Here is a 25862-nt window from a genome sequence, read left to right as displayed (position 1 = left end):
TTGCCCGAATGCGCTGATGTCCTTCAACTTTATTGCTCCCCTCTACGACAGCCTGGCCGCGTTGATGTTTGGCCATACGCTGAAGCTGGCCGGGCAGTGGTGCGTTGAACGGGTACCGCCCCACAGCCGGGTGCTGGTGCTGGGTGGTGGCACAGGCACTTTGCTGCCCCGCCTGCTACAAACCAACCCGCAACGGGTGCTGTACCTGGAAGCGTCAGACACTATGCTTCACATGGCTCAGCAAAAAATAGGTAAATCCTCTGCTAATGAGCGCATTGTGTTTAGGCATGGCACGGAGACAGATCTTGAGCAGGGAGAACGGTACGACGCGATTTTGCTGCCGTTTGTGCTCGATCTGTACCCCGAATCTACGCTAACAGGTCGCTTATTGCCCTGTTTACTTGAGCATCTAACCGAACCAGGTGCGTTGCTGATCTGTGATTTCGACCAGCCCAAAACAACCTGGCAGCGGCTGCAACTCTGGATGATGATTCGTTTTTTTCGGGTTGTTGCGTGCATCGACGCCAGCCGGTTGCCCAACTGGCCGCAGGTGTTGCAACAGGCCGGGCTAGTGGAAACACAAAGCGCGACCTTGCGTCGGGGACAGATACGAATGGGCAGCTGGCAACGCGTTATACCCGCTCCAGCGCCCGGTACACCTCCGGCAACGCGCTGATATCGAACCACATGTCGGTGCCGACCGTCAGGAAATGACCGTCGCGTTTGGGGGGCTTCGCCAAGCCGTCTTCGGGGTTGTAGTCGTAGGCAAAAACAGTGGACATAAGGGGCTGTAGCGCCTCCCAGGGCATGGTTTTGCGCTGCTCCTGCCGGTTGTTAACCGTTATAACCTGTACGCTCCGGTTGGCGAACGAGGCCTGAATGTGCAGTTCGCGGTCACCAGACTGCTGGTAGCTGAGGTAGCTTAGCTCAAAGGGTTTTTCTTTACCTCCCGCTTCATAAATAGCCTGAATTAGCTCCTGAATGGGGTACAAAAATGCATCGGGATTGGTCGGCGTGCCCGTTTGCGTCGACTGACCAGTCGGGCCGGAGCCGGGCGTGATGAGCACTTCGAGGTAATCGTCTTTCTCCGACAGCTCACTCTCCCGAAGCGGCTTCAGGCGGGTATTGGCCACTACATTGTCCAGCACCGGCAGCCAGTCTGGACCAAGCGTGCCTGACCAGTCGAAATTGTCGGCCAATGTGAAACCTTCTCCTGTAATGTCTTCTTCGTCAAGCTCTTCGCGGTCAGTATAGGTAATGGAGAAGTCGACGTGGAGGGCATTTTTTGGCGTGGGTTTTACCTCCAGCGTGTAATAATGAGTGAAAGGCGGGGGTATCATCCCCGCCGACTGGAAGCGAATCGTAAGTGAAGCGAAGGGCATAAAGAGAAGGAGTCCAAAGCCTAAAGTTTAAAGTTGGCTGACCAATCCGCCGGTGCAGCAAGCGTACTCACGCCGCACCGGCGGATTGGTCAGCCAACTTTAAACTTTAGGCTTTGGCCTTTAAACGTTGGACCTTGAACGTGTTGTCATACAAAGATACACAGCCGAGGGCCGCCAGCGTACCCACGCCTGCTCCGGCCAGCACGTCGAGGGGGTAGTGGGCACCCACATACACCCGGCTGTAGGCTACCAGCGTTGCCCAGGCAAACAACCACCGCAGCCAGCTATGTTGCCTGCCCAGCAGCAACCACAACCCCGTAGCCAGCGCGAAGGTGTTGGCCGCATGGGAGGAGCAGAAGCCATATTGTCCGCCACAGGGTAGTAGGGGATGAATGGCCGCCTGTAGGGCTGCTTCGTGGCAGGGACGCAGCCGGAGCGTGAGCGGTTTCAGCACCGACGAACAGACCTGATCGCTGATGGCTACGGCTACAGCCAGCGTAAGCACCAGGCCCACGGCCCGCTGCCGGAACCGCCAGGCCAGCCAGCCCACCAGCACCACATAGAATGGAATCCAGGTGTTTCGCTCCGTAAACAGCACCATGACGGGGTCGAGCCAGGGGGCATGGAGGCGATTGAGGGTCAGAAAAAGCCCGGTATCGAGTTGATTGATCGTCTCGCGCATAGCCCCGCAAAGGTAGGCTTCCTGAACTATCTGCCCTGGCTTTTCAGCATCCTCGACACCGTGCTGCGGGTAAAGGAGATCTTGGCCTGGTCGGAGTCGGAACAGCACAAACTAATCCTGGCGGGTGGTTACCAGAAAGTTGGCGCATTACCCGCGACCACCACAGAACCCGCCCCTCATAGCCAAATGCGGCGCAAAAAGCGGCCTCAGCTTTGAGTAACTCGCGCTCATCGAGCCTGAAATTGTTTGGCGGTTTCGGGAAGAAATCGGAGTAGCCTAGTAGCACCATACCGGCAGATTGCGGCCTGGCCTGCCTTGTTACTGGCAATTCTGACCCAAGGACTTGCTTTATAGAACAAACAACTTGCTTTATAGAACATATGACCGATTTTTATAGCGACTAATCATCGTTATATGCGCTTATTGCTTGTTGTTGCCTGCCTACTCAACGCACTGACTACTTTTTCGCAGGATGCCAGCCGTCCCAAACCCATTCACAAGCAACAAGCTGGCGCTTTTGCACAACTTGACTGGGAGAATGATGCGTTTCAGGTGCATCAGCGAAGCGTGACAGATCGGTATTACAGCAACGGTATTCGGCTGACCCATCTGAGCAATTACTGGCAAAAATGGCCTACCCACTACGCATTGCTAAGGTTGAATCCGAAAGACAAGCGGTCCTACAAGGCCCTGTATAACGCCTCGGTTGGTCAGGAACTTTACACCCCCCGCGATACCAGGAGCGTTCGGCCCCCGCTGTATCCCTACGACCGTCCCTACGCGGGCTACCTGTACGTAGCCTGGGGCCTCACTACCACCGACCCCACGGGTGGGCGTCGGCTTAGTTCATCGCTTGCGCTGGGTGTGATTGGCCCTGCTTCGGGGGCCGCCGAGTTGCAGGATCACATGCATGGTCTGCTCCATCAGGCCGTACCGGCGGGTTGGGGTACGCAGATGAAAAACGATCCGGTTATTAGCTACACCGTGCGGTATGAGGGTCGGGCTATCCCTCTTTTTTCGCCCGTTTTCGACGTCATCAGCGAGGTTGAAGGAACCATTGGCTCGTTGATGAACGCGGCGGGAATGGGCGGTACACTGCGCGTCGGGTTGTTTAATGACTATTTTGGCCACCCCACGGGCTTATATAGTGCAGGAACGTCGCCCCGGAAATTTCAGTGCTACGCTTTTATTCGGATTGGTTTTCGGGCTGTTCTCGACAACTCGCTCATGCAGGGCGGCTGGCTGAACGGGGCCAAAAACTATTATGCCCTGCCCGCCGTAGAGCTACAGCATTTCTACGGACAGACCGACGTGGGCGGCGTCATTGCGGGCAAAAACATGCAACTTACTTTCATACAACACGTTCGCACGCCCGAATTTGTAGGCGCCTTGTCTGACCAATGGGGCCACCTGGCTCTGCTCGTGCGGGTGGGGAAATAGGGGAGTAACCAGCCTTCTGTCGGGAGGTGCTTATTTGGGTTGGGTGGCTTCGCGCTGTGGTGTGGCTTCGCGCTCTAGGCCCTTCGACAGGCTCAGGGTGACAGCCCATCTAATGCAGTTCAGTGGAGTTGATTCAACTTTCCTGTCACCCTGAGCCTGTCGAAGGGCCCGATGCGCGAAGCCACACCAGAGCGCGAAGCCACACCAGAGCGCGAAACCGCCCAACCCCACTCAAAACCGGATCAGCAAATGCCCTTATTCGATTAAAGCGTTTGTAAACAGGGTGTTGGCATCTAGATCAGTTGTTTCCAGCCCCTGCGTTTTTAGCCAGTCGAGGAACGCGTTAACCCGTCCGCTCTCCAGCTTGCCCCAGTTGGTTTCGTCGCCATAATAGGCTGATGTATAGGCCTGGCTTTTCAGCAGATCAATTCGTTCCTTATCCCGTTGGGGTACGAACTGGGCCAACATAGCGGCGCTTTCGGCTACGTTACCAACCGCATACAGAAACCCTTTTTTCGTTGCGTTCAGGAAGCGTTTATACACCTCCGTGTTGTTGTCGATCTGGTGCCGGGTGGTCAACAAAACCGGTGAATAGCCATACGGAATACCATAGTCGGCAAGGCGAAATCTGGTCAGTTGGATACCCTGCGTGTCGGCTTCTACGCCTTCCCAGTTATCAAATATCCAGGTCGAATCGGCGGCGTTGGTGAGCAGGGTATGCCAGATACCAAGCTTGTCGGGGTAGGTGATACGAAGGTCACCCCGACCACCATCGTTCACAATCATCTGCTTCACGATGGCGTCTTCGTAGCGCGCTTTATAGGATGCGTAGATAAGCCCGTCCAGGTCGCTGGGCCTATTTATATGGCTGCTGGTCAGCGCTACAATGGCGCTGATGTCTTCCCGTAGCAACGCCGCCACGGCCACCGCCTGCATTGGATTGGCTTTGGTGTTGAGGCTGATGACGCTCTCGAACGGTGCCAGGGCAAAATCGGCTTGTCCAAGCGCCAGTTTTTTGGCGGGCGTCAACGTATAATTGTCCGATTCGGGTGTTAACAAGTGGACTTCCAGACCTGCTTCGGAATAATAACCCAGCGACTGTGCGACGAAAAAACCGGTGTGGTTGGTGTTGGGCGTCCAGTCGAGGGCAACGCGTAAGTGGTTCATAACGATTGAGTTGGTTGGCAAAGGGCTAGTCAGCCAGAAACTGCCGCAGGTAGTTCCGGGCGGTCAGGATAGCCGTTTTTACGTCGTCGGGGGATCCTTCGTAGGCTTTGTCTTCTACTTCAATGCAGACCGGGCCCCGGTAGCGCACGTCGGTGAGGGCGGCGAAAAAGCTACCCCAGCGCACGTCGCCGAGGCCGGGTAACTTGGGTGAGTGGTACTCCAGCGGATTGGCCATGATGCCCACCCGGTCGAGCTTGTCGCGGTAGATTTTTGCGTCTTTGAGGTGGATATGGTGCAGCCGGTCGCGGTAGGTATAGATGGGTTTCACTTCGTCCATCATCTGCCAGACCAGGTGACTGGGGTCGTAGTTGACGCCCAGTGCCCGCGAGGGGATAAGCTCAAATACCCGGTCCCAGATGGCGGGAGTGGTCATCAGATTTTTGCCGCCCGGCCACTCATCATTGGTAAACCACATGGGGCAGTTTTCGATGCCGATTTTTACGTTGTGCGCTTCGGCTTCGTGCACAATGGCCGGCCAGTGTTCGGCCACCAGCTTCAGGTTATCGGCCACGTTGAGCGTGGTGTTGCGCCCCATAAACGTGTTGACCACCGGCACCGCAGCGCCGGACCGACCCAGCCTAGCCGCTGCCCGGATAAGCTTTTTGATGTGCTCGCGGTAGAATTCGGCCTGTTCGGCGTTGGCATCCAGCGGGTTAGGGTAGTAGCCGAGTCCCGAAATAGACACGCCATATTTGTGGCAGAGGAAGTGTACGGCTTCCACGTCGAGGTTATCAACGTCGATGTGCGACACGCCCGCGTAGCGCCTAGCGTCGGCGCTGTCGGTAGGCCAGCACATGATTTCTACGCACTTGAAACCGTGATCCGCCGCAAATTTGAGGACGGCATGAAGGTCGTAGTCGGGCAAAATAGCCGATACAAAGCCGAGGTCTAGCATAAAGGGAGATGTGTTTAGCGCAGTTTGCAAAAAACTAATTCAGGCTCGTTTTGAATAAACAAAATCTCGCCGGCGGGGGTGTAACCCCGTTTCTGAAGCAGGTGCAGCATGGGTGCATTGTCGGCTTCGGTCGAGATGTAAATTTTTTCGACCGGCCAGCGAGATTCCGCGAAAGCCAGCAAGGCATGACCAATGCCATGCCTTTGCTGATTGTCCCGCACCTGAATGTAGGCTATAAACGGATTCTGGTAGAACGACCGGGCCGTTGTCAGGTAACCCGCCACGGTTTCGCCCTGAACAGCCACGAAGCATTCGCCCCGGCTGATTTCTTCCTGCCGGTCGCCGGCAAACATGTCGAACTCGTCAATCGCCTCAAAATCAGCCGCAACGGCTTTTCTGATGGAATAGGAGGGGGTTGTCATGGCGTAAAACTACACCGACCAGTTTGAATACGACCTACATCAGTAGCCTTTCCCTTCCTGACTATCGGCCATTGGCGCGTCGGGAGCAACGGCACCGGGCGACGCTTCGCCAAAACGGCGGTAGGCATCTTCCATGATGGCAGCCGTTGCCGAAGCACCCAGGCGGGTAACGCCCATTGCCTTCACCTGCAACAACCCGTCGAGGGTACGCACGCCCCCGGCGGCTTTCACCTGCACCCCGGGTCCGACGCTGTCGAGCATGACCTGAAGCTGATGAATGGTGGCCCCTTCGTAGCTGTATTTGCCGTCGCCACCTTTCACGAAACCGTAGCCCGTAGACGTTTTCACAAACTCAGCACCGACTTCGGTACAAAGCTGGCAGAGTTTGATGATGTACTTAGTGTCGGACAGGTAGTCGTTCTCGAAAATGACCTTCAGGATGGCTCCATGCGCCAGACAGGCCTCGTGGATGGCCTTTATCTCGTCGCGCACGAAGTCCCAGTCTTCACCGAGCACCTTGCCGATGTTCACGACCATGTCTATTTCCACGGCTCCGTCCCGGCAGGCCTGAATGGTCTCGGCTACCTTGATCGACGTGGCTGAGTTACCGGCCGGAAAACCAATGACCGTGCCCACCAGCACGTCCGAGCCGGCGAGTAATGTCTTTGCCAATGCCACGGCATAGGGCTTGATACAAACCGAGGCCACATCGTACTTGAGGGCAACGGCGCAACCGTCGCGCAGTTCGGCGTCGGTCAGGGTGGGGTGCAGCAGCGAGTGATCGATCATCTTGGCGATCTCGCGGATAAGGGTTGTGTTGGGCATGATTGTTTTAATGAGTGATTGAGTGAATTCACTCATTCACTCAATATTTATAGTCCGCCGCTGATGGCGTACTGGTTGGTGAAACAATATAACTGACTGTAAATGTGCAGGTTAGTTTGGTTGGTTTGGTAGCGGCGCTCTATGAATAGGAGTGGGGTGTTCTTGGGGCAGGCGAAATAGATGGCCTGTTCGGTGGTGGCTCCCACGGCCCTCAGGCGCTGATCCATCTGCCTGATGTCGAAGTTGTACTGGCTGCTCAGGGTTCTGAATAACGACCCGTCGAGCAGGTCCTGGGTAAGTAATCCGTCGAGTCCGCAGTTGGGCAGCCAGGTATATTCGAGCATAACGGGGCTGTTGTCGGCATACCGGATCCGGTTCATGGTCAGGCAGTTGATGCTTTTCTCCGTGTCGGTCAAGGCGTAGAAAAAACTGTCGGGCCAGGGTCTGACGGCAGGGTCGGTCAGGAATTCGGTGCGTACCGTGTGCTGACTACCTACCGCGTCTGAAAAGCCTTGAAACGACAATAGCCCCAGTGCCTGTCGTTCAGAGCGTACGATGCTTCCCTTACCATGCCGCCGATCAATGTAGCCTTCCCGCACCAACTCGGTTAATGCCTGCCGAACGGTCATGCGTGTGGTGTTGAACTGCGTAGCCAGTTCGTTTTCCGAGGGTAGGAGCGAGCCAACGGCGTAAACCCCCTCGGCTAACTGCTGTTTCAGCGAGGCGTGAATCTGTTTGTACTGGCGCGGCTTGTTTGTCATTGAGCCAAAGGTAATTAGTTATCTTGTATAGACAAGTTTTATTTGATTAACTGGTTGTCTATACAAGTAGCTGTTCGAACCATACCGTTTTATAAATTGGCTGTCAGTCAATAACATAGATTCACCCGGTGGTATAAGGTGGGCGGAAAAGTGCGGATTTTTGAGGCCAACATCATTCACCCACGCACATGCTTCACAACTTTCGTTCCTACAGAATTGCCCTGGTTCTCGTCACCCTGTTGACGACGGCGCAGGCGCAAAACAGTCCACCCACTGCTGACCCGGTGCCCGACTATGCCGAGTTCAACCGTCGGGCCGTGGTACCCGTCGAGTTTGGTATGGGCTTTTCGTCCCAGCAGTCAAAATCCCTGTTTTCGGTGCAGACCTGTCCGCAGTTCACGCCGATCAATCATTACTTGCGGGTAGGGGCCGTGATCGGTGCGGCTTACACTGCCGGTTCGCCGGAACTGAAAACGGAGCACTGGGTAGCTTACGCCGGTCCACGGATCGCCCTGAAGCTGACGTCGCTCGACGTTAAAATCAATGGTCTGCCGGAAGGCATTCTTTGGGGAAATATGCAGCTGTTTGTTGAGCACCTCTGGGGGCAAACCAACGCAAAATTGCTGGGTGGTGGTGTGGCGCTGGAGATACTGAAACGATACGGCGTAGCCCTAAAAATTCACCGCGACTACGAACACCAGTCTACCTGGGGGCAGTTTGCCGTGGCCTATAATGTTATCGGTCAGCGGAAAGAGAAGAGTTTTCAGGACAACTAAGCAGAGACAGCCATGAAAAAAGCATTGGTTATCAGCGGTGGTGGCTGCAAAGGTGCCTACGCTGTGGGCGTGCTGAAATTCATCAGAAACAGGCCCGAGTTTTTCAAAAACGGTCAATTCCTGTTCGACGTGTACCTGGGCACCAGCACCGGCGCCCTTATTGTACCCCTCGCATCGGTGGGCGATATGAACGTGCTGATTAATTTTTATTCGGGTACAGCAACGGCCAATTTACTGGCCACGCACGACGCAGCGGCTTTATTCAGGACAGGCTGTTTGTTCAACAGCTTCAAGCTCGATCAACTCATCGACACGGTCTATGATGCTCCCCGTTTCGGGCGGATAGTGACCCCCGAAAAACAGGTGGGCGTTTCGGCGGTTTGTCTGCAAACGGGTGAGTTACGGCTGTTTACCACGCAGCCTCTGGCGGCCCGACTGCCGCATTACACCACGCAGACAATCGCCAGCCGGAATGATTTGGTCGACGCCATCCTGGCGTCGACCCACCAGCCTTTTTTCCTGGAGCCGGTGCGCATCCGGTCGGCCCCGGTCGCACCCGCCCGGCACTACGTAGATGGGGGTGTGCGGGAATACGCGGCTATTCAGGTGGCCCTCGATGCCGGTGCCGACGAAGTACTGGCCGTTTTGCTGTCGCCCGAAACGCCGGAGGCTGCCGACTCGCTGAAGCCCAACGACCTGATCGGCGTGTTGCAGCGCACCATCGACATTTTTAGCGAAGACGTGAGCCTGAACGACGTGCGGGTGCCGGACATCCTGAGTCGGGGTGCCAACTACGTGCTGGCCGTGCGGCAGGCCATGGTCACGGCGGGCCTGCCCACGGCCCAGATCGACAAGCTGTTGAATCCACCCCGGCAACCGAATCCGTTCGCTAACCGCTTGGCCAGCAGGATACACATCATACGGCCCAAACTACCGCTGGGGGGTGGTCCGGGCGGGTTGCGGTTCGATCCCGTGGAGATGCAGGGCATGATGGCGAAGGGCGAGGTCGATGCCGCCGCTTATTTCAATCAGCTCGATGCCAACGGCGGCGTTCCACCCGTTGTACTGGCCTGACTGTCTGGAATGTACGCGTATCCTGAATCTGAAGTTGAGGATGTTTACGGGTCTTTTTCGGGTGAAACACCTGATACCGAAAGGAGACATTTCCCGGTTTTGGATCCAATACAGACCCGTATTTTTGGCCTACTCTGCGCGCTGTAGTTCACACTCACCACACTGATTCTAAACCGATTACGCACATGCATCTGAACCTGCCTACCCTGCTGGACGTAGCCATTGGCCTCATCTTTATCTTTTTCGTCTTCAGCATCTTCGTCTCCGGCGTGGTTGAGCTGATCAATACCCTCTTTCAAAGCAAGCGCGCTGAATTTTTGCGGCTGGCCATCGACAAATTGCTGGGTGCATCACTAGCCGATGCCTTCTTTTCCCACAGACTCACCAGCATAAAACAGCAGGACTACAGGGGGCTGAAGCCGATCAGCTACCTCTCGGCTGATTCGTTCTCGACCGTGCTGATTGACTTGCTGAGTAAAGCTGGTCATAAGGTAGGGCCTGTTGATGCAACAGCGGTGGGCACAACCCAAACGCTGGCCGCCATCAGGCAGGGGATGGAGCATGGTTCACTCGCCGACGTCAAAGAGCTAATTGAGCCAATGCTGGCCAAGTCAGACAGCTTCCAGTCGTTCAAAGACGCTTTGGAGAGGTGGTACAACGGCTATATGGAGCAGGTATCGGGCTGGTATAAACGATACGCGCAGGGGGTAGCCTGGCTGGTGTCGCTGGTGGTCGTGCTGGTATTTAATGTCGACACCATCTACCTGACCAACCGGCTCTTCAATGATACCGACCTGCGCGGACGACTGGTAGCCGACGCTATCAACGCCACAAAAACGGGTAAGGCCACCTACGGCAAGGATCGTGCGTTTATTGACTATCTGGTTGATAACAAGTCAGCGGTCCTTAACACGACGAAGAGCGCGCTCAAAGACACACTCACCGATTCCGAGAAACTGATGGTGCAATCGGCCTACGTAAAGTTTGTGCAGGGCCAGATCGACGAACTTCAACTGCCTATTAGCTGGAAACAGGGCGATGGTAAGTGGGGGTTTCAACCGGGCCAGGAGTGGTACGTTGCCATCGTTGGTTGGGTGCTAACCATGGCTGCCCTGTCGTTTGGTGCCCCGTTCTGGTTCGACCTGCTGCTCAAGCTCGTCAACATTCGCAACACCGCCCGCCGCCCGCCCGGCAATCCTGACCCGACTAAATAACCCCTTAGCTAAACCCCATCACGTCGCGCACGCGCTGAATGGTCTGGCTGGCTACGGCGCGGGCTTTCTCTTCACCAGCCTGCAGTTCGCGCTCCAGTTCGGGATTACCCTCGGCCATCAGTTCATTGAAACGCTCGCGTTCGGTGGCGAATTTTTCCACCATCAGCTCATAGAGTTCTTTTTTGGCAGCGCCAAAGCCGTATCCACCCGCAGCATAGTTGGCGCGCATTTGCCCGGTCTGTTCGTCGGTTGCCAGCAATTTGTACAGCTGAAACGTGATGTCGGTGTCCGGATTTTTGGGGGCTTCCAGCGGTGTAGAGTCCGATATGATCTTTTTTACCACCTTATACAACTCGTTGGCGGGCAGAAAGATATCGATGTAGTTGTTGTACGACTTGCTCATTTTGGCCCCGTCGGTGCCCGGAATGGTCATAATTTTCTCGTCGATGCGGGCTTCGGGTAGCACAAAGACGTCTGTGCCGTACTGGCTGTTGACTGCTGTGGCAATGTCGCGCGTCATTTCGAGGTGCTGACGCTGGTCTTTTCCCACCGGCACCAGGTTGGCGTCGTAAAGCAGGATGTCGGCAGCCTGCAACACGGGGTATGTAAACAGCCCCGCACTCACCGCCGATTTGCCCAGCTTTTCCACCTTGTCTTTAAACGAAGTGGCATTGTCGAGCATGGGCATGGGCGTGAAGCAGTTCAGGTACCAGTTCAGTTCGGTATGCTCCGGCACCCGCGACTGCCGCCACAGGGTATTTTTTACGGTGTCGTAGCCAAAAGCCAGCCAGGTGGCAGCCACGGCCCGGACATAGTCACGGCGATGCTCGCCATTTCTCAGCGTGGTCAGTGAATGGAGGTCGGCAATGAACAGAAACGATTCATTACCAGCCTCTTTGGATAAATGGATGGCGGGCAAAATGGCCCCCAGTATATTGCCCAGATGCGGCCTGCCGCTGCTCTGAATACCCGTTAGGATGCGTGACATATGGAGATTGTAAGGGCCGCAAAAGTACGAACGGATGCCGTAGCCCCATCAGGAACGCACCGACAAAAGGGGGCAGCTGTACGCTAAATAAAGGGTGTTACTGATCGGAATAATCCATCGGCAAAACCGATACATTTGATTCCGTATTTCACCTAAAACCACTGGACTAATGCTACCTATTTTACTGGATGCCAACACGTTTGTTCAAAAGGATTTCTTTACTGTAGCCAGCGTCACCACGTTTGCCGGGGCCACCGGCATTACTTACGTGATTGCCAACGGACTGCAAAAAGCTTTCGATTTTAACCCTAAATGGCTGGCTCTTGCCATTGGTATCATCGTCTGCGAATTGGGCGCCGCCCTTTCCAGCGCGTCGGGTGTGGCCGATTACCTGATGGCGGTTGTCAATGGCTTTCTGGTGTTTAACACCGCCGGGGGGATGACCAGCCTCACGGGCCCTCCAGCACCACCCGCGGGCGGCACCACCCGCGAAACCCCCTTCGGTCCAACCAGACGTGAGTTTACATCGCCCTGGTTTTGACTTGCTTACGCATTAAAACCACCTTCACACCATGAATAACGAATCAACTATTACCGAAACCGAGCCTCCCTCATCCCCGGCTACGTATTACCGGAACCTGCTGAGCCGGGGTGGCCCGGCCGGGTCAGGACTTGAGTCACGCGAGGGCGTCGGCGCAGGCCCCGACCTGTCGGAGCACGGCATCCGCGAACGGCTGGACTATGCCCGGCTGAGCTGGCAGGACGTGGTGAAGAACAACCTCGGCGACAGCCCGAAACTGCATCGTATTGCCCGCAAACTGGTTAAACAGGCCGCTGAACCCCTGCGTATGGTGGCCAATGATGACAACGCCACCCTCAGTCGCGGACTGGACAACCTGGCCCGGCTGGAGAGTATTGTCCGCCTCGACGGGTCGCGGCCTTCGTTTATGATCCGCGATGGAGCGGTAGACCTGACCACAAGCCCGGCGGGAAACTGGGCCGACCAAATCAACGCCGATTTGCCTAACCTGGGGCAGATGCTGCGCTGTGTGGGCCGGATCGACGACCCCAAAGCAAGTCAGCAATTCGACGGTACCGGCTTTTTGCTGGCTCCAAACCTGCTGCTGACCAATCGGCACGTGCTGGATGTTTTCGGCGAAAAGCAGCGCAATGGTGTCTGGAAACTGCGGAAGGGGATCACGGTCAACTTCGGGCACGAGTTTCAGACCAATACCCCGCCCCGCGTCCGGAAACTCAAATCGGTGCTGTTTTGTGGCCCCGATCTTAGCCCTGAGGTGAACCACGCCGACACCGACATGGCTCTGATTGAACTGGAGCCGGTGCCCGCAGGGGAGGCCCTGCCCTTATTTCTAGGCCTCGATCTCACCCCCGACTGGGCCGTTGAGGGTACGTTTATTTATACCGTTGGCTATCCGGCCAATCCGGGTATGCCCGCGCCGGGGTCGGGGGTAACCTTCACGCTTTTGGAAGAACTGTTTAAATCGACCTACGGCATCAAACGGCTGGCTCCGGGGCAGCTGATGCCGCTCGATGCGGGCTTTACGCCCCGTACGCTGGCCCACGACGCCACCACGCTGGGCGGCAATTCGGGTTCATTGATTGCGCAGGCAGGCCGACTCACGCTGGCGGGTGGACTGCACTATGCCGGTAAGTCAAATGTGCCGCGCATGAACTGGGGGCATGTGCTCGAACATATCCTCGATGCCACAGACGGCCACTCGTCGAAAACGGTCGGCGAGCACCTGGCCGAACACCACGTTAAGGTCCACTAACCCCACGGTCATGCTACCCATCGATCAGATTGTGAAGGCGTTACGGCTCTCGCGCGACGAATTTGCCACGCTCTTTTTGCAGGCGCAGGTGGGTAGACCTACGCGTATGAACTTCGAAGCCGTCGCCCAGACGGCCATGGGCGACGAGGCCTTTCGGTTGGGACTGACCTATGCCCTGGGCCAGGGTTTTCTGATGCAACTGCTGAAAGGAATCGTCGACGATCAGCGCGACGATGGTACGCTGGCTTCCGAAATGCTGATGAAAGGAGCCGAAGGATCAGCTGACTTGCAGGCGATGGTGAACGTGGTCAACGGGTTTGGCTTACCCAAAGCGATGGCCTACCGGTTGCTCAACGGCATGAAATGGGCCTGTAAGGTGCACGTCGACGGGCAGGAACGTGGAACGGGCATCCTGATTGGTCCAAACCTGGTGCTGACGGCCTGGCACGTGGTGGTCGACCTGTACCAACTAAACCAATCCAACCCCAGTGAGCGCATACCCGATAAGCAGGCGGCCAACCGCCTGCAGGTGGAGTTCGATAATTACGACGGCTACCTGAACGGCACACTCATGTTGCGGCCGGCCACCTCGCTGATGGTCAACGCCCACAAAGATTGGTCGGTCTGTTTTAAAACCTGCCACGAGCAGGAACTGCTGAAAACCATACCCCCCGTGCTCACCGAGTTAAAGGACTGCTGGGATTACGCCGTCATCCGCCTGGCTCGCCCCATCGGTGCCGAACGCCGATGGGCCAACCTGGACCCCAACGCCGTGGTGCCCCGCAACGGGCAGCGGGTGATGGTGTTTCAGCATCCGCAGGGCAAGTCGCTGAAGTTCGACGAGGGGCCGATTGCCGCCCCGGCGGTGGCCAACCCGGCCGTATTTCCGGGGCTGCGGTTCCTGCATCAGGCCAACACCCTGCCCGGCTCGTCGGGTGGACCGTGCTTTGATCAGGACTTTATGCTGTTTGGCCTGCATCAGGGCGAGTGGCCCACCAAACCTACCGAGCCAAAGCTGAACCGGGGCGTACCCATTGCCGGTATAGAAGCCCACATCAGGCAGGTCATTGGCACGCTGCCCGGCCCTGACCCCGCCGACAGTTCGATCTGGACGCTGGGCGAATCGGAACGGAATATGCCTGTACTGGGGTGTGATGAGTTTCAGTCAACCATCTGGCAATCTGTCTTGTCTGGTCAGTATCGGTTGTTTGTGGTCAACGGTATGCCGGGTAGTGGCAAAACGTTCCGCACGCGGGTGCTGACGGCCATGTTGCCCGCGAGTGGGCATCTGATCATCCGGCTGAATGGGGAATCGGTGTCGAAAAAAAGCGCTGCTGAACTGGTCGATACCATTGCGCACCAGGCAAGTCAGCCATCGCCTGCCCTGGTCGCGCAGGTCGACATGAACACCACCGCCGCGGCCTGGCTCCGGGCCGAAGTACTGCCCAAACTGCTTCAGGTGCTGGAGCAGGCCCGGCAGGGACGCATGGTGTGGCTGGTGCTCACCGACCTGAACAGCTATAACATCGACGGTTCGCTGGCTACCGATTTGCTCACACTGCTTTATGAACAGGTTGCCACGCTCGACTGGCTGCGGATTGTACTCGACGGCATGCGTGGCGATCTGCCCGATCAGATCAGTCAATGGCAATTACCGCTTCAGGTAGCCCCCACGTTAGAGGTAAAAGATATTGTCAGCTACTTCCGTCGGCGACTGGCTGCCGAGAACAGTGCTGTTGATGACACGGCTATTATGGCCATGTCGAAAACCCTGTTTCGGATGTATCAGACTGCACAGAATACCGGCCTGGATAAGGCAACCCGGCAACTGGCTACCGACCTGCTAGACTGTTACACCGACCTGCGACAGGCCATTGACGAATCGATCTGATGGAAGAGACCGCCGCCTATAATGCGAAAATCGCCACCAAAATGGCCCGCTGGATGAATGACGCCGCCGTCGATGCGGTGGTGGAAGAGTCTGCGCTAGAGAGAACGGATGACGGTTCATTAGTAGACCAGTTCGCTGATTATCAACGGCTAGTTGATAAGCAGCTTGTGGCGCTGGCGTTGTCTGGCCGCGTCTCGCCTGATGCGCTGGGTCAGGATAGCTGGTCACCTAGCCTGCGCGTAGATGTGCTCAGCCGGGTGGTGGAGCATTGCGTAGTGGAAGCGGATGAAACGGGCGTAGGCTGGCTGCTGAAACAGCCAAAGCGCATCGAGATGTTGCGGCCAATCATCGCGTCCGGAATGTTGCGACAACGACTGGACGACCCGTTACCAACCACCGACCTGTTTGGTAAAATGCTCCGTAATTTACTAGGGTTCAATGGTAGGATCAAGGTAATAAACCGCTCCCACGATGAGCTATTGGCCCTGATGGAGGCGATGGAGGCCACCAGACCACTACATTTACCCCAGCCCGACTGGACGCAGATTCGCCTGCAAATTGGGCTCGCCAACTTCCTCACGGATCAACGCGCCCTGCTGGCTAATGGCTTCGTAGGTCGCCAACCGGAGCTGGATACCCTGCGTGCCTTTGTAAATGATACTAGTCCTTCGCTGTCGTGGCCGTGGAAAGGGCTGGTGCTGACAGGCCTGGGCGGTTCGGGGAAATCGACGTTGCTGGCCCGTTTTTCAGAAGAAGTCGTTGCGCAACAACTGGCTACGCTCGTGGTGTTCGATTTCGACCGTCCCGGCCTTAACCCTGACGACCGGCTGTGGCTCGAATCGGAAATGGCCCGGCAGGTGGGGTATCAGTACCCGGCTATCAACGAGACCTTGAGGAACAAACGGAGCCTGTCGCGGCAGCAGAAAGTTGAGACGGGCAATGGCTACGAGAAATCATCGGCAGAGTCGGAATCACACAACCGTTCGCTGGGGTTGCTCGGGCCGATTCGTGACGCACTGCTGGCTACGAATCCCACGCCCCGGCCTATTTTGCTGGTGCTGGACACCTTTGAAGAGGTGGAGCAACAGGACCTGACCGAAAAGCTGGTATCGTGGCTCTACAACGTGGGCGACCTACTGAGCGCATTTCCGATCCGCCTTATTTTCTCCGGTCGGCTCTTCGACGGGGCGTTGCAAAAAGTGCTCCGTTTTGCCGACGGGCGCCATCTTGATCTAGGCGAACTGGCTGGTAATGAGACGCGTATTTTGCTAAAACGGCTTGGTGTAAACGAGGCACTCATCCGGCGTGTAGCCAAATCGACGTTGATTCCACACCGTCCGCTGGAGCTAAAATTGCTGGCGAAGATGCTGGCCGAAAAAGGCGATGCCACGCTGGATGAGATCGAGGACGAGTTGCGCAACGGGGGTGAGGCGGCCAAGTCGATGTTTATGGGCTTGGTATACAGGCGGGTGCTGCTGCGCATCAACGACAACACCGCCCGCAAGCTGGCCTACCCCGGACTAGTCCTTCGCTACGTCACCACCGACCTCATTCTGCACGTGCTGGCCCCCGTACTGGACCTGACCTTAACGGAGGATCAGGCACAAATGGCGCTGGATACGCTGGCTAAACACAGCTGGATTTGCTACCGGGGTACCAATGGTGAGGTATGGCACCGCAAAGACCTGCGCCGGTCCATGCTCAGCGCCATGCGGGCACAGGAACCCGAACTGGCTAACCGAATCAGCGAGGCCGCATTTGCCTATTTTTCTCAGCTCAGGGATTCGAAAAAAAAATTGGAAAAAGAAGACAGATCACTATTAGCTGAACGTATTCATCAACGTACACTGTGGCTATATAATGTGACTGTTCCTGGCCCAATGGAAGCCGAGCAGCTCTACCACCGCCTGCTGTGGCTACAACAACCCGACGAAGGTGCAGGCTATGATTTACCCACGCTAAAAAACACTGCCGAGTACATCGGAGCCGACGCGCAGGACCTGCCCAAAGCTGCCGCCATTCTGCTTCAATACGCCCAAAAAGGCCGCGTCAAGGCCGATGAGGTGGAGTTTTTGCCCGCCGAGTATTTCCAGAAAGCGTACCAAAAAACGGGTGAGCGACTTGTAGAAAACCGGGAGTTTGGGAAAGCATTTCGATTGTATAGGCGTAGTGAAAAAATCAGGCAATCGAGACACGTTCAGGTTGAGGAGATTCACCAAACGTGGGAACTCGATACCCTGTTTGCAGTAGCACAGTGGGAAGACCTGAGTTTGCTAATCCAATCAGAGGCGAATTATCCAGAGGCAGACAAACTGTCGGTGATTCCCCGTCGGGTTTGCCTTATGTCTTTGATTGATCATGACTGGGCGCAACAGAATTCTCCGATCAATTTGTCGAGCGTTCTGGCTGATGGACCGATGCTGGCAGCCTACAAAGAGAGTAAAACAGCCCAGTTTTACAATAAAAATGTCTTAATATATCTGCTGCTACAACGCTTTTCAGCACAGGCCAACGCAGACGACGATAAACTCATCTTACTTTGGGTTCGCAGCCTCAAACACAAGACTGCTCTTTTGGAATCAGCTCATTTCCAGCGCAAACTGCTTTATCTGGAACTCTGGCAGCCCAATCAACCTCTCACGCTAACCCTAGCCCCGTCGCTGCTCAAAATTGATCCGGCCTGGCTGGAAGCCCTTGTCACACAGCCGTTTATGCGCGATCAGTTGGGGCAGGATGGGCGCGACCTACGGCAGATGCTGCTTGATGCGCGGGCTTTGCTGACGCGCAAAACCGTCCGTCGCACACTCGATGCGCTGGACGTGCTTTATAAAAATAAGATCGCCGGGAAGGTACGGCGCATCGAGCGCAACCCGGCAGAATTTGGTGTCGATCTGGTACGCTGGTTTCGCGGACCGGACTCCGAGTTTCGTGATCCTGTCCGGTTTGCCCTGCTCGACGCCTTCCGCACCCGCGACGACTACCAGCAGCTAGCCGGGCTACTGGCTTCCGTACTTACCCTGCCTTTTACCGACCTGGAACCGGAAGCCTTCGCCGAGGCGATGGTGCCTGATCCTGAGCACTTTCTGGAACCGTACATCGAAATCGTGGATCGGACCTGGGCGTTGGGTCCATTGTTAACAGCCGCCGTAGCTACCCGTCCCGGTGCTGCGCCACTGGCTCGCGTCAAAGCTGCCTACGACCGTTGGGATGCGGCCGTGCTGGCGGCATTTGAGCAGTACGACGCGCGAAACCCTACCAAGCATTCACCTTAAACTACACCATACCATGTATGCAGATCTTACCCAGCTCGCCACCCTGGCGGGCATGACCCGGCTCGTCGATGACGCAGCTGAACAACGCGAAAGTGTACTGGAAGGGGTTAGCAATGTTACGCCACCAACCTCATTCAAAGGCCGTGTTGGCTACAAATCCGATTTTCTAACGGGCTGGAGCCTCGCCCTTCCCCTGGCCGCCGGCACCACCGCCGCCGATATGCGCAAACTGCGCCGTGGCGGTACCGGCGTAGTACTGAAGTATGGACACTTTTCGTCGGTCATGTCCGTCTCCCGGAAAATGCCCATGCTCACCGCCGTCAACATCGACGGGTCGAAATCGAAGAGTCTGCCACGGGTAAAAACCTGGAACTACGACGGTCGGCTGGACGAGGCCGACCAATGGGGTGAAGAGCTTTACGGTGGCAACGCCCTGGACCGGGGTCACATGGTCCGCCGCGAGGACCCCGTTTGGGGCACCCCCGCCGAGGCAAGCATGGCCAACGTCGACACGTTTCATTACACCAATGCCTGCCCGCAGATGGCCGGGATGAACCAGAAAACATGGCTGGGGCTGGAAAACTACGTCCTCAGCAACGCCCGCGCCGACGGCATGCGCGTCAACGTCTATACCGGCCCATTCTTTACACCCGACGATCTGGTGTATCGGGGGGCCTTCATTCCGCGTTCGTTCTGGAAAGTAGTCGCTATTGTGCTGCCTAATGGTCGCCCGTCGGCCACGGCCTACAAGATTGATCAGAATAAAGAACTGCAGGAACTAGAGTTTGTGTATGCTGGCTACAAAACGTACCAGATTAGTATTCAGCAGGTTATCAACGGCACCCATATCGACTTCAGCTCAATGGTGCCCTTCGATGGTTTTTCGCAACACGAAGCCGCCACGGGTACGTTACTCGCCGAAGCGATTGATGACCTGAGCCAGATTAGAGTTTAAAGTCTAAGGTCTAACGTTCAAAGTTGGCTGACGCGAGCTTACTGGCGCGTCAGCCAACTTTGAACGTTAGACCTTAGACTTTAAACCTTATTCCCACTCAATCGTAGCTGGTGGTTTGCTTGAAATGTCGTAGACCACGCGGTTAACGCCCTTGACCTTGTTGATGATCTCGTTTGATATATCGGCGAGGAAGGTGTAGGGGAGGTGGGCCCAGTCGGCCGTCATGCCGTCGACGCTGGTGACGGCGCGGAGGGCTACCACGCGCTCATAGGTACGTTCGTCGCCCATTACGCCCACGCTTTGCACAGGCAGAAGCATGGCCCCGGCCTGCCACACCTGGTCATACAGCCCCTCACGGCGGAGACCGTCGATGAACAGAGCGTCCACCTGTTGCAGAATAGCCACCTTCTCTGGGGTCACGTCGCCCAGGATACGGATGGCCAGACCCGGACCTGGGAACGGATGACGACCCAGAATATGATTGGGTAGTCCCAGCGTACGGCCCACCAAACGCACTTCATCTTTAAAAAGCGTATTCAGCGGCTCAACCACCTTCAGCTTCATGAAATCGGGCAGGCCACCCACGTTGTGGTGCGACTTGATTGTGGCCGATGGCCCTTTCACCGAAACCGACTCGATTACGTCGGGGTAGATAGTACCCTGACCCAACCAGGCCACGTTTTCGATCCGGTGTGCCTCCTGGTCAAACACGTCGATGAACGTTTTACCAATGGCCTTGCGCTTGGCTTCAGGGTCGCTCAGACCGGCCAGCGCGTGGTAAAACTGGTCTTTGGCGTCAACGCCTTTTACGTTGAGCCCCATTGTCTTATAGCTTTCCAGTACCCCCTCAAACTCGTCTTTACGCAACAGGCCGTTGTCAACAAATACGCAGTAGAGATTAGCCCCGATGGCCCGGTGAATAAGCATGGCCGCCACCGACGAATCGACCCCGCCAGACAGGCCCAGCACTACGTTATCGTTGCCCAACTGTTCTTTCAGCGTAGCTACGGTCGTGTCGACAAACGATTCAGCCGTCCAGTCCTGGCTACAGCCGCAGATATCGACGACGAAATTTTTCAGTAACTGCTTACCCTGCGTGGTGTGTGTTACTTCGGGGTGAAACTGGATGCCATACGTCTCTTCGCCCTGCGCCTGAAACGCCGCTACCCGCACCGTTTCCGTTGAGGCAATCACGTCGAAATCAGTTGGCAGGCTTGTGATCGTGTCGCCGTGCGACATCCAAACCTGCGAGTTAAGGTCAAGACCCTGCATCAGGCGGTTGCCGGTTTCGATATGGTTGATGCGGGCACGACCATATTCGCGAATAGAGGAAGGCTTTACTTCACCGCCGCTTGTCTGAGCCAGTAGCTGAGCACCGTAGCACACGCCCAGAACGGGCAATTTGTGGCGAAAAGCGGCTAAGTGAACGGTGGGGGCGTCGGCGTCGCGGACAGAACAGGGACTGCCGGAAAGAATAATGCCTTTAATGGCGGGGGTGATGGGAGGGAGGTTGTTGTACGGGTGAATCTCACAGTACACGTTCAGTTCACGAACCCGGCGGGCAATTAATTGGGTGAACTGCGAACCGAAGTCCAGAATCAGAATTTGCTCGGTAATCATGCGTGGCTTTCTAAAGCCCAAAATTACATGAATTTGGGCTTTACGCTCATTGGGGCCTAATTATTGGAATGTATAGTCTTGTAGGGTATTCACTCGGTCCCACCCTTTATCAGAAAAGTTACATCGAACTGCCTGATAATCAGCCTTTCACTCAAGCATTAGTTACACACTCAAAAAGTATGAAAACCATGACATCAGAATCATTCATCGACGCCCTGTCTATGCCCTTCCACAAAACTGTGGAAAAAAATTCCCTCCCCAACAACCAGAAACTGCTTATTCCCTTTTTCGACCGTAAACGCACGGTGTCTGTTGATGAGATTGTTCGGCTTGAAGGATCGGGTAACTACACAAATTTTTACCTGAAAGACGGCACGAAGATGTTGGTGTCACGCACGTTGAAAGAATATGAAACACTGCTTGATGGTCAGGCTTTTGTACGCGTTCACAAGTCGTGCATTGTAAACCTGAGCTTCGTGCGTAAGTTTTTTGTGAAGAAAGAAGGTGAACTCGAATTGGCCGACGGTCAGCAGGTGAAAATTTCACGCCGCCGCGCTCAGGTATTCATCGACCGGATTCGGGACCACAGCCCTGCTTTGGTAAACTAATTAGGTACGTAGTTAACGCAATAGGTATTTTTCGCAACGAACCGGGCCGGGGTGCTGTTTACACCTTAGCCCGGTTTTCTGCGTATTTTATGTGGTTAAACAACTTATTTAAAGGGCGTATTTCTACGTAATCGGTAAGGGACATACACGTGAAGGTAAGTAGTAGATTTATATGAAAGTGTTTGATTGTCAATTAGTTATGAAATAAAAAACCGTATGTACATGTAATTGCGTTTTTAGCTAACGGTTGTGCCTCCGTAGTTTTGGCTATCCCAAACAGGAAGTCATCCCCCAGAACCAAAAACTCATTTGACATGGAATCGAACCACTTCGCACCGCCCGTTGGCATGGCTATGCCTACCTACCCAGCCACGTATCAGCGCAACACGCACCGCCTCGCGTTACCTTACCTGAACCGTACGGTAATGGTGTCGGTTGATGACATCGTCTATCTGGAAGGAGAGGGAAATTATACCTTCATCCATACCCGTGACCGGCGTAAGTATTTGGTGTCGAAGACGTTGAAAGAGTTTGAGAAAACGCTGGACAACGGTATTTTCATTCGTATTCACAAGTCAAACATCATTAACCTGGCTTACGTACAGCACGGCGTTTTTGCCCGCGATCGGGTTATTCGCCTCGCCGACAACCGTGAACTGACTATCTCGCGCCGCCGTATGCATCAGATCACGCAGTTGCTGGTGAACTACCAGGATGAGTTGAACTAGTCAGTGTGTGTCGCAAAAAAAGGGCCTGTTGCTAGCAACAGGCCCTTTTTTTGCGACACACACTGACTAAACTGATTTACGAATGACGCTGTACGAGCGCTCCGCACCGCGGCTACGCTTGCTTTGGGGTCAGCAACAATCCTACATCGTCATTCGTACATCAGAATATCTTATACGCCAGCGTGATCTGCCACGATTTGGCACGTTGACCGAAACTGCCTGATGCACTGTTGATCTGGGCAATGTCGGATAGGTTGCCCTGATAACGCACGTCGAGGCCAAGACTGCCAAGATCAAGGCCGCCGCCTACCTGGTAGCCATAGTAAGCCTTCTGCCAGGCGTCGTTGAGCGTGCCGCCCGTATATTGTTTCAGCGCATCGCTCAAACCAGCATTGTTATCAATGCGGAAAGAAGCCATAGGACCAGCCACAATACGCAGAGGACCACCTTTGAGGCCAAGCAATACGGGCACATCGAAACTTGTCGTCTGAATGGTTACGGTTTCGGGCTTGCCGTTGCGCAACACATCAAATTGTCCCGACAGGTTTGTATAGAGCAGTTCAGGCTGGATAAACAGGTTCTTGCCGAAGCGGGTGTAGATACCAAAGGACGTGCCAGTACGGCTGTTCAGGCTTTCGCTCAGGTTATCGCGGAAAGTCTGACCGTTCACGTCTACCGTGGGCGAACCGTTGGTGTTGGTACCCGTGCTGACAAAATTGCCAAACGAAAGACGTGATAAATTGATGCCGCCTTTAACACCAATCTGGAATTGAGCGTGTGCAGCGAGTGGTAGGAGGGCAATGGCGAGGCCAAACAGGAGTTTGTTCATGCAAGCGGTTGTGCGTTTCATATGCTGTATGGGTTTAACGTAAAAAGCGTGCCAGGCGCGTCAAAAACTAACTTTTTCTGAGCAAACGGCGTTGTTTCAGTAGACGATCAACAGCCGGAAGCCAACAGTTTCTGCGCGTGTCAGCGTGGTTATAGCCGTTGGATTGACGTTAACGCTAATCGTTTAACGGTTTGTAAAAAGTTTACGGTCCGCGCTGTTGGTTACGTGTTATCCGCTGTTCGTTGCAGACTGCTCACTGTTAACTGTTTCCTCCGTGGCTAAAATCAAAACCGCCTATTTCTGTCAAAATTGTGGTCATCAGTCGCCGAAGTGGCTGGGCCGTTGCCCATCATGCGGTGAATGGAACACTATCGTTGAAGAGGTTGTCCAGAAAGATGAACCTGAAAAAGGCGGCTGGCGACCATCGAATAGCCCGCTGAAAGTATCGGCTAAGCCCAAGCCTATTCACGCTATCAACTACGAAGAGCAACCCCGCATGCTCACCGCCGACGCCGAGTTAAACCGGGTGTTGGGCGGGGGGATCGTGCCGGGGTCGCTGGTGCTGATTGGCGGCGAACCGGGCATTGGCAAATCGACTTTGCTGCTGCAGATTGCGCTGAGCCTCAGTAGTATGCGTGTGCTTTATATTTCGGGTGAGGAAAGCGAGCAGCAGATAAAAATGCGGGCCGAGCGCCTGGATGCCCCCACGTCTGACTGCCACATCATGACCGAAACCTCCACGCAGAATATCTTCCGTGTGGTGGAGCATTTTGAGCCAGAAGTCCTCATCGTCGACTCCATCCAGACCATGCAGTCATCGCTGGTCGAGGCGGGAGCGGGGAGCGTGTCGCAGGTGCGGGAGTGCGCCGCCGAGTTTATGAAGTACGCTAAAGAATCGGGGGTACCGGTGTTTATGATCGGTCATATTACTAAAGAAGGCTCCCTGGCCGGTCCTAAAGTGCTGGAACACATGGTCGACACGGTGCTGACGTTTGAGGGCGACCGCCATACGACCTACCGTATTCTGCGCACGTCGAAAAACCGCTTCGGCAGCACCGCCGAACTGGGTATCTACGAGATGCTGGGCAGTGGACTGCGGCAGGTAAGCAACCCGTCGGAGATCCTGATTTCGCAGCGCGAAGAAAGCCTGAGCGGTGTGGCCATCGGTTCGATGCTGGAAGGGAATCGGCCCTTAATGATTGAAATTCAGGCCCTTGTGGGTGTGTCTACCTACGGAACACCGCAACGGAGCAGCACCGGCTACGATAACAAACGCCTGCAAATGCTGCTGGCCGTGCTGGAAAAGCGGGGTGGGTTCCGCCTGGGTCAACAGGACGTGTTTTTGAACGTGGCGGGTGGCCTGCGCGTAGAAGACCCGGCCATTGATATGGCCGTTTGCGCGGCTATCGTGTCGAGCTACGAAGACATTGCCATTCCGACCAACGTGGCCTTTGCCGCCGAGATTGGCCTGGGCGGCGAGGTACGGGCCGTAAACCGCATCGAACTCCGCATTGCCGAAGCGCAGAAGCTGGGTTTCAAGCAGATCTACGTCTCGAAATACAACCTCAAAGGCCTCGACATCGACTCATACAACATCAACATCCGCCCCGTCGCCAAGCTGGACGAAGTATTCCAGGGAGTTTTGATGTAAGCGTGTACGACTGTCAAATGGAGCAGGCTCACGCATGACCCCAGCGGGGTCTCGTCTCTGTAGAAACAGGCGGGTTTGTGTTCATATTCGACTCCAGCTGAGTCGCGTCTTTGTATGGGATAGGAACACAGCCATCATATACAAAGAAGCGACTCCGTTGGAGCCGAATATGAACACAAACCCGCCTGTTTCTACAGAGACGAGACCCTGCTGGGGTCTTTCCTGCGCAATAAGTTTTTTTGTATATTTCTCTGTAATTATATGTTGATAATATAAGTTTGATACTTTTCAAATTGAGAAATCTGATCTCTAAATGAAGGAAGAAAAATCATGAATTCTTCAATCTTACTAGTGTGATAATTGAGAACAACAATTGATATCGGATACTTATCAAGATTTTGTTAAAACATCAAATTCTTGTCGATGGTTAAAAGAATATCAAACTTATTGTCAACGCAATAAGCCATCAATTCTCCATTCTTAATGCCACTCAATTCAAACTCTCTGACCGTGTATACCTCAAAATCATTCAGGTGCTTTTGAGCATTTTAGTGACGCACTCATCAAGCAAAATTTTCATTGAGAATGTTTGCTGAAGTTTCAACTAATTTTTGCGACATCTCAAGCAGGCGAACAACCTGATCTCTATGTACTCCGTCAAAGTCGTCTAAAAAAACGTCGATGGATTCGCCAGTTTCCAGATAGTCAAACAGGTTTTTAATAGGAACTCTCGTACCAAAAAACACGGGTGTTCCGCCTAGAATATTGGGGTCGATGTTGATTACCTGGCCATTCATATGGTGACGATTTATTCAAGACTAGCCAAGTT

General features: G+C 54.9%; 25 protein-coding genes. 14 read left to right on the top strand and 11 right to left on the bottom strand.

Annotated elements, in window-relative coordinates; translation table 11 throughout:
* Positions 1–16: 16 nt before the first annotated feature.
* Complete coding sequence (locus J2I47_RS05575; RefSeq protein WP_207363558.1) at positions 17–676, top strand: class I SAM-dependent methyltransferase; 660 nt, start codon at positions 17–19, stop codon at positions 674–676.
* Here J2I47_RS05575 and J2I47_RS05570 read toward each other — a convergent pair.
* Positions 633–1382, bottom strand: a complete 750-nt coding sequence (locus J2I47_RS05570) for a hypothetical protein (protein WP_207363557.1) — start codon at positions 1380–1382, stop codon at positions 633–635. The two genes, J2I47_RS05575 and J2I47_RS05570, sit on opposite strands and share 44 nt — an antisense overlap.
* A gap of 106 nt (positions 1383–1488) precedes the next feature.
* Positions 1489–2064 (bottom strand): phosphatase PAP2 family protein, encoded by a 576-nt coding sequence (locus J2I47_RS05565; protein ID WP_207363556.1) that lies wholly within the window; start codon positions 2062–2064, stop codon positions 1489–1491.
* Between J2I47_RS05565 and J2I47_RS05560 the strand changes: the two genes are divergently transcribed.
* On the top strand, positions 2044–2280 hold the full coding sequence (locus tag J2I47_RS05560) for a hypothetical protein (RefSeq protein ID WP_207363555.1): 237 nt from the start codon (positions 2044–2046) through the stop codon (positions 2278–2280). The genes J2I47_RS05565 and J2I47_RS05560 overlap by 21 nt on opposite strands.
* 198 nt (positions 2281–2478) lie before the next feature.
* Positions 2479–3504, top strand: coding sequence for a lipid A deacylase LpxR family protein (locus J2I47_RS05555; RefSeq protein ID WP_207363554.1), 1026 nt, complete (start codon positions 2479–2481; stop codon positions 3502–3504).
* A 255-nt stretch (positions 3505–3759) separates the two neighbouring features.
* On the opposite strand, the gene J2I47_RS05550 is transcribed toward J2I47_RS05555, so the two are convergent.
* Genes J2I47_RS05550 through J2I47_RS05530 form a run of 5 tightly spaced genes read right to left on the bottom strand, consistent with a single transcriptional unit; the run spans position 3760 to position 7634 of the window.
* A complete protein-coding gene (locus tag J2I47_RS05550; RefSeq protein ID WP_207363553.1) occupies positions 3760–4671 on the bottom strand; it encodes an ABC transporter substrate-binding protein in 912 nt (303 codons plus the stop codon).
* 25 nt (positions 4672–4696) lie between these two features.
* Positions 4697–5626: a sugar phosphate isomerase/epimerase family protein gene (locus J2I47_RS05545; RefSeq protein ID WP_207363552.1), complete on the bottom strand. Its 930-nt coding sequence runs from the start codon at positions 5624–5626 to the stop codon at positions 4697–4699.
* A gap of 14 nt (positions 5627–5640) precedes the next feature.
* Positions 5641–6048: a GNAT family N-acetyltransferase gene (locus J2I47_RS05540; RefSeq protein ID WP_207363551.1), complete on the bottom strand. Its 408-nt coding sequence runs from the start codon at positions 6046–6048 to the stop codon at positions 5641–5643.
* Between the two features lie 39 nt (positions 6049–6087).
* Positions 6088–6873, bottom strand: coding sequence for a deoxyribose-phosphate aldolase (deoC, locus tag J2I47_RS05535; protein ID WP_207363550.1), 786 nt, complete (start codon positions 6871–6873; stop codon positions 6088–6090).
* 47 nt (positions 6874–6920) lie between these two features.
* Positions 6921–7634, bottom strand: coding sequence for a GntR family transcriptional regulator (locus tag J2I47_RS05530; RefSeq protein WP_207363549.1), 714 nt, complete (start codon positions 7632–7634; stop codon positions 6921–6923).
* A 188-nt stretch (positions 7635–7822) separates the two neighbouring features.
* Between J2I47_RS05530 and J2I47_RS05525 the strand changes: the two genes are divergently transcribed.
* From J2I47_RS05525 to J2I47_RS05515, 3 genes are all read left to right on the top strand, one after another.
* Positions 7823–8410, top strand: a complete 588-nt coding sequence (locus J2I47_RS05525; RefSeq protein WP_207363548.1) for a hypothetical protein — start codon at positions 7823–7825, stop codon at positions 8408–8410.
* A 12-nt stretch (positions 8411–8422) separates the two neighbouring features.
* The gene (locus J2I47_RS05520; RefSeq protein WP_207363547.1) at positions 8423–9484 is read left to right on the top strand and encodes a patatin-like phospholipase family protein; all 1062 of its coding nucleotides are present in this window, start codon (positions 8423–8425) and stop codon (positions 9482–9484) included.
* A gap of 185 nt (positions 9485–9669) precedes the next feature.
* Positions 9670–10698 (top strand): hypothetical protein, encoded by a 1029-nt coding sequence (locus tag J2I47_RS05515; RefSeq protein WP_207363546.1) that lies wholly within the window; start codon positions 9670–9672, stop codon positions 10696–10698.
* A 4-nt stretch (positions 10699–10702) separates the two neighbouring features.
* Here J2I47_RS05515 and trpS read toward each other — a convergent pair whose 3' ends face one another.
* Positions 10703–11686, bottom strand: coding sequence for a tryptophan--tRNA ligase (trpS, locus tag J2I47_RS05510; protein ID WP_207363545.1), 984 nt, complete (start codon positions 11684–11686; stop codon positions 10703–10705).
* Positions 11687–11855: 169 nt separating this feature from the next.
* Here trpS and J2I47_RS05505 point away from each other — a divergent pair, with 169 nt between their 5' ends.
* Genes J2I47_RS05505 through J2I47_RS05485 form a run of 5 tightly spaced genes read left to right on the top strand, consistent with a single transcriptional unit; the run spans position 11856 to position 19597 of the window.
* Complete coding sequence (locus J2I47_RS05505; protein ID WP_207363544.1) at positions 11856–12227, top strand: hypothetical protein; 372 nt, start codon at positions 11856–11858, stop codon at positions 12225–12227.
* Between the two features lie 31 nt (positions 12228–12258).
* Positions 12259–13479 (top strand): trypsin-like serine peptidase, encoded by a 1221-nt coding sequence (locus J2I47_RS05500; protein ID WP_207363543.1) that lies wholly within the window; start codon positions 12259–12261, stop codon positions 13477–13479.
* Positions 13480–13489: 10 nt separating this feature from the next.
* Positions 13490–15370 (top strand): trypsin-like serine peptidase, encoded by a 1881-nt coding sequence (locus J2I47_RS05495; protein WP_207363542.1) that lies wholly within the window; start codon positions 13490–13492, stop codon positions 15368–15370.
* Entirely contained in the window at positions 15370–18642 is a 3273-nt protein-coding gene (locus J2I47_RS05490) for an ATP-binding protein (RefSeq protein WP_207363541.1), read from the top strand. Before J2I47_RS05495 ends, J2I47_RS05490 begins: the two co-directional genes overlap by 1 nt.
* Before the next feature lie 13 nt (positions 18643–18655).
* On the top strand, positions 18656–19597 hold the full coding sequence (locus tag J2I47_RS05485; protein ID WP_207363540.1) for a DNA/RNA non-specific endonuclease: 942 nt from the start codon (positions 18656–18658) through the stop codon (positions 19595–19597).
* 87 nt (positions 19598–19684) lie between these two features.
* Here the strand turns inward: J2I47_RS05485 and guaA are convergent, their stop codons facing one another.
* On the bottom strand, positions 19685–21214 hold the full coding sequence (guaA, locus tag J2I47_RS05480; RefSeq protein ID WP_207363813.1) for a glutamine-hydrolyzing GMP synthase: 1530 nt from the start codon (positions 21212–21214) through the stop codon (positions 19685–19687).
* Between the two features lie 182 nt (positions 21215–21396).
* On the opposite strand from guaA, the gene J2I47_RS05475 reads away from it, so the two are divergent.
* Complete coding sequence (locus tag J2I47_RS05475; protein ID WP_207363539.1) at positions 21397–21825, top strand: LytR/AlgR family response regulator transcription factor; 429 nt, start codon at positions 21397–21399, stop codon at positions 21823–21825.
* Between the two features lie 314 nt (positions 21826–22139).
* Entirely contained in the window at positions 22140–22553 is a 414-nt protein-coding gene (locus tag J2I47_RS05470; protein ID WP_207363538.1) for a LytR/AlgR family response regulator transcription factor, read from the top strand.
* A 160-nt stretch (positions 22554–22713) separates the two neighbouring features.
* On the opposite strand, the gene J2I47_RS05465 is transcribed toward J2I47_RS05470, so the two are convergent.
* Positions 22714–23382 (bottom strand): outer membrane beta-barrel protein, encoded by a 669-nt coding sequence (locus J2I47_RS05465; RefSeq protein WP_207363812.1) that lies wholly within the window; start codon positions 23380–23382, stop codon positions 22714–22716.
* Positions 23383–23656: 274 nt separating this feature from the next.
* Here J2I47_RS05465 and radA point away from each other — a divergent pair, with 274 nt between their 5' ends.
* Positions 23657–25033 (top strand): DNA repair protein RadA, encoded by a 1377-nt coding sequence (gene radA, locus J2I47_RS05460; RefSeq protein ID WP_207363537.1) that lies wholly within the window; start codon positions 23657–23659, stop codon positions 25031–25033.
* 563 nt (positions 25034–25596) lie between these two features.
* On the opposite strand, the gene J2I47_RS05455 is transcribed toward radA, so the two are convergent.
* On the bottom strand, positions 25597–25830 hold the full coding sequence (locus J2I47_RS05455) for a DUF433 domain-containing protein (RefSeq protein ID WP_207363536.1): 234 nt from the start codon (positions 25828–25830) through the stop codon (positions 25597–25599).
* Positions 25831–25862 lie beyond the last annotated feature (32 nt).

Origin of the sequence: Fibrella rubiginis (assembly GCF_017353185.1) — a bacterium.
Taxonomy (GTDB): domain Bacteria; phylum Bacteroidota; class Bacteroidia; order Cytophagales; family Spirosomataceae; genus Fibrella; species Fibrella rubiginis.
This window is presented reverse-complemented; position numbering and strand designations above follow the sequence as displayed.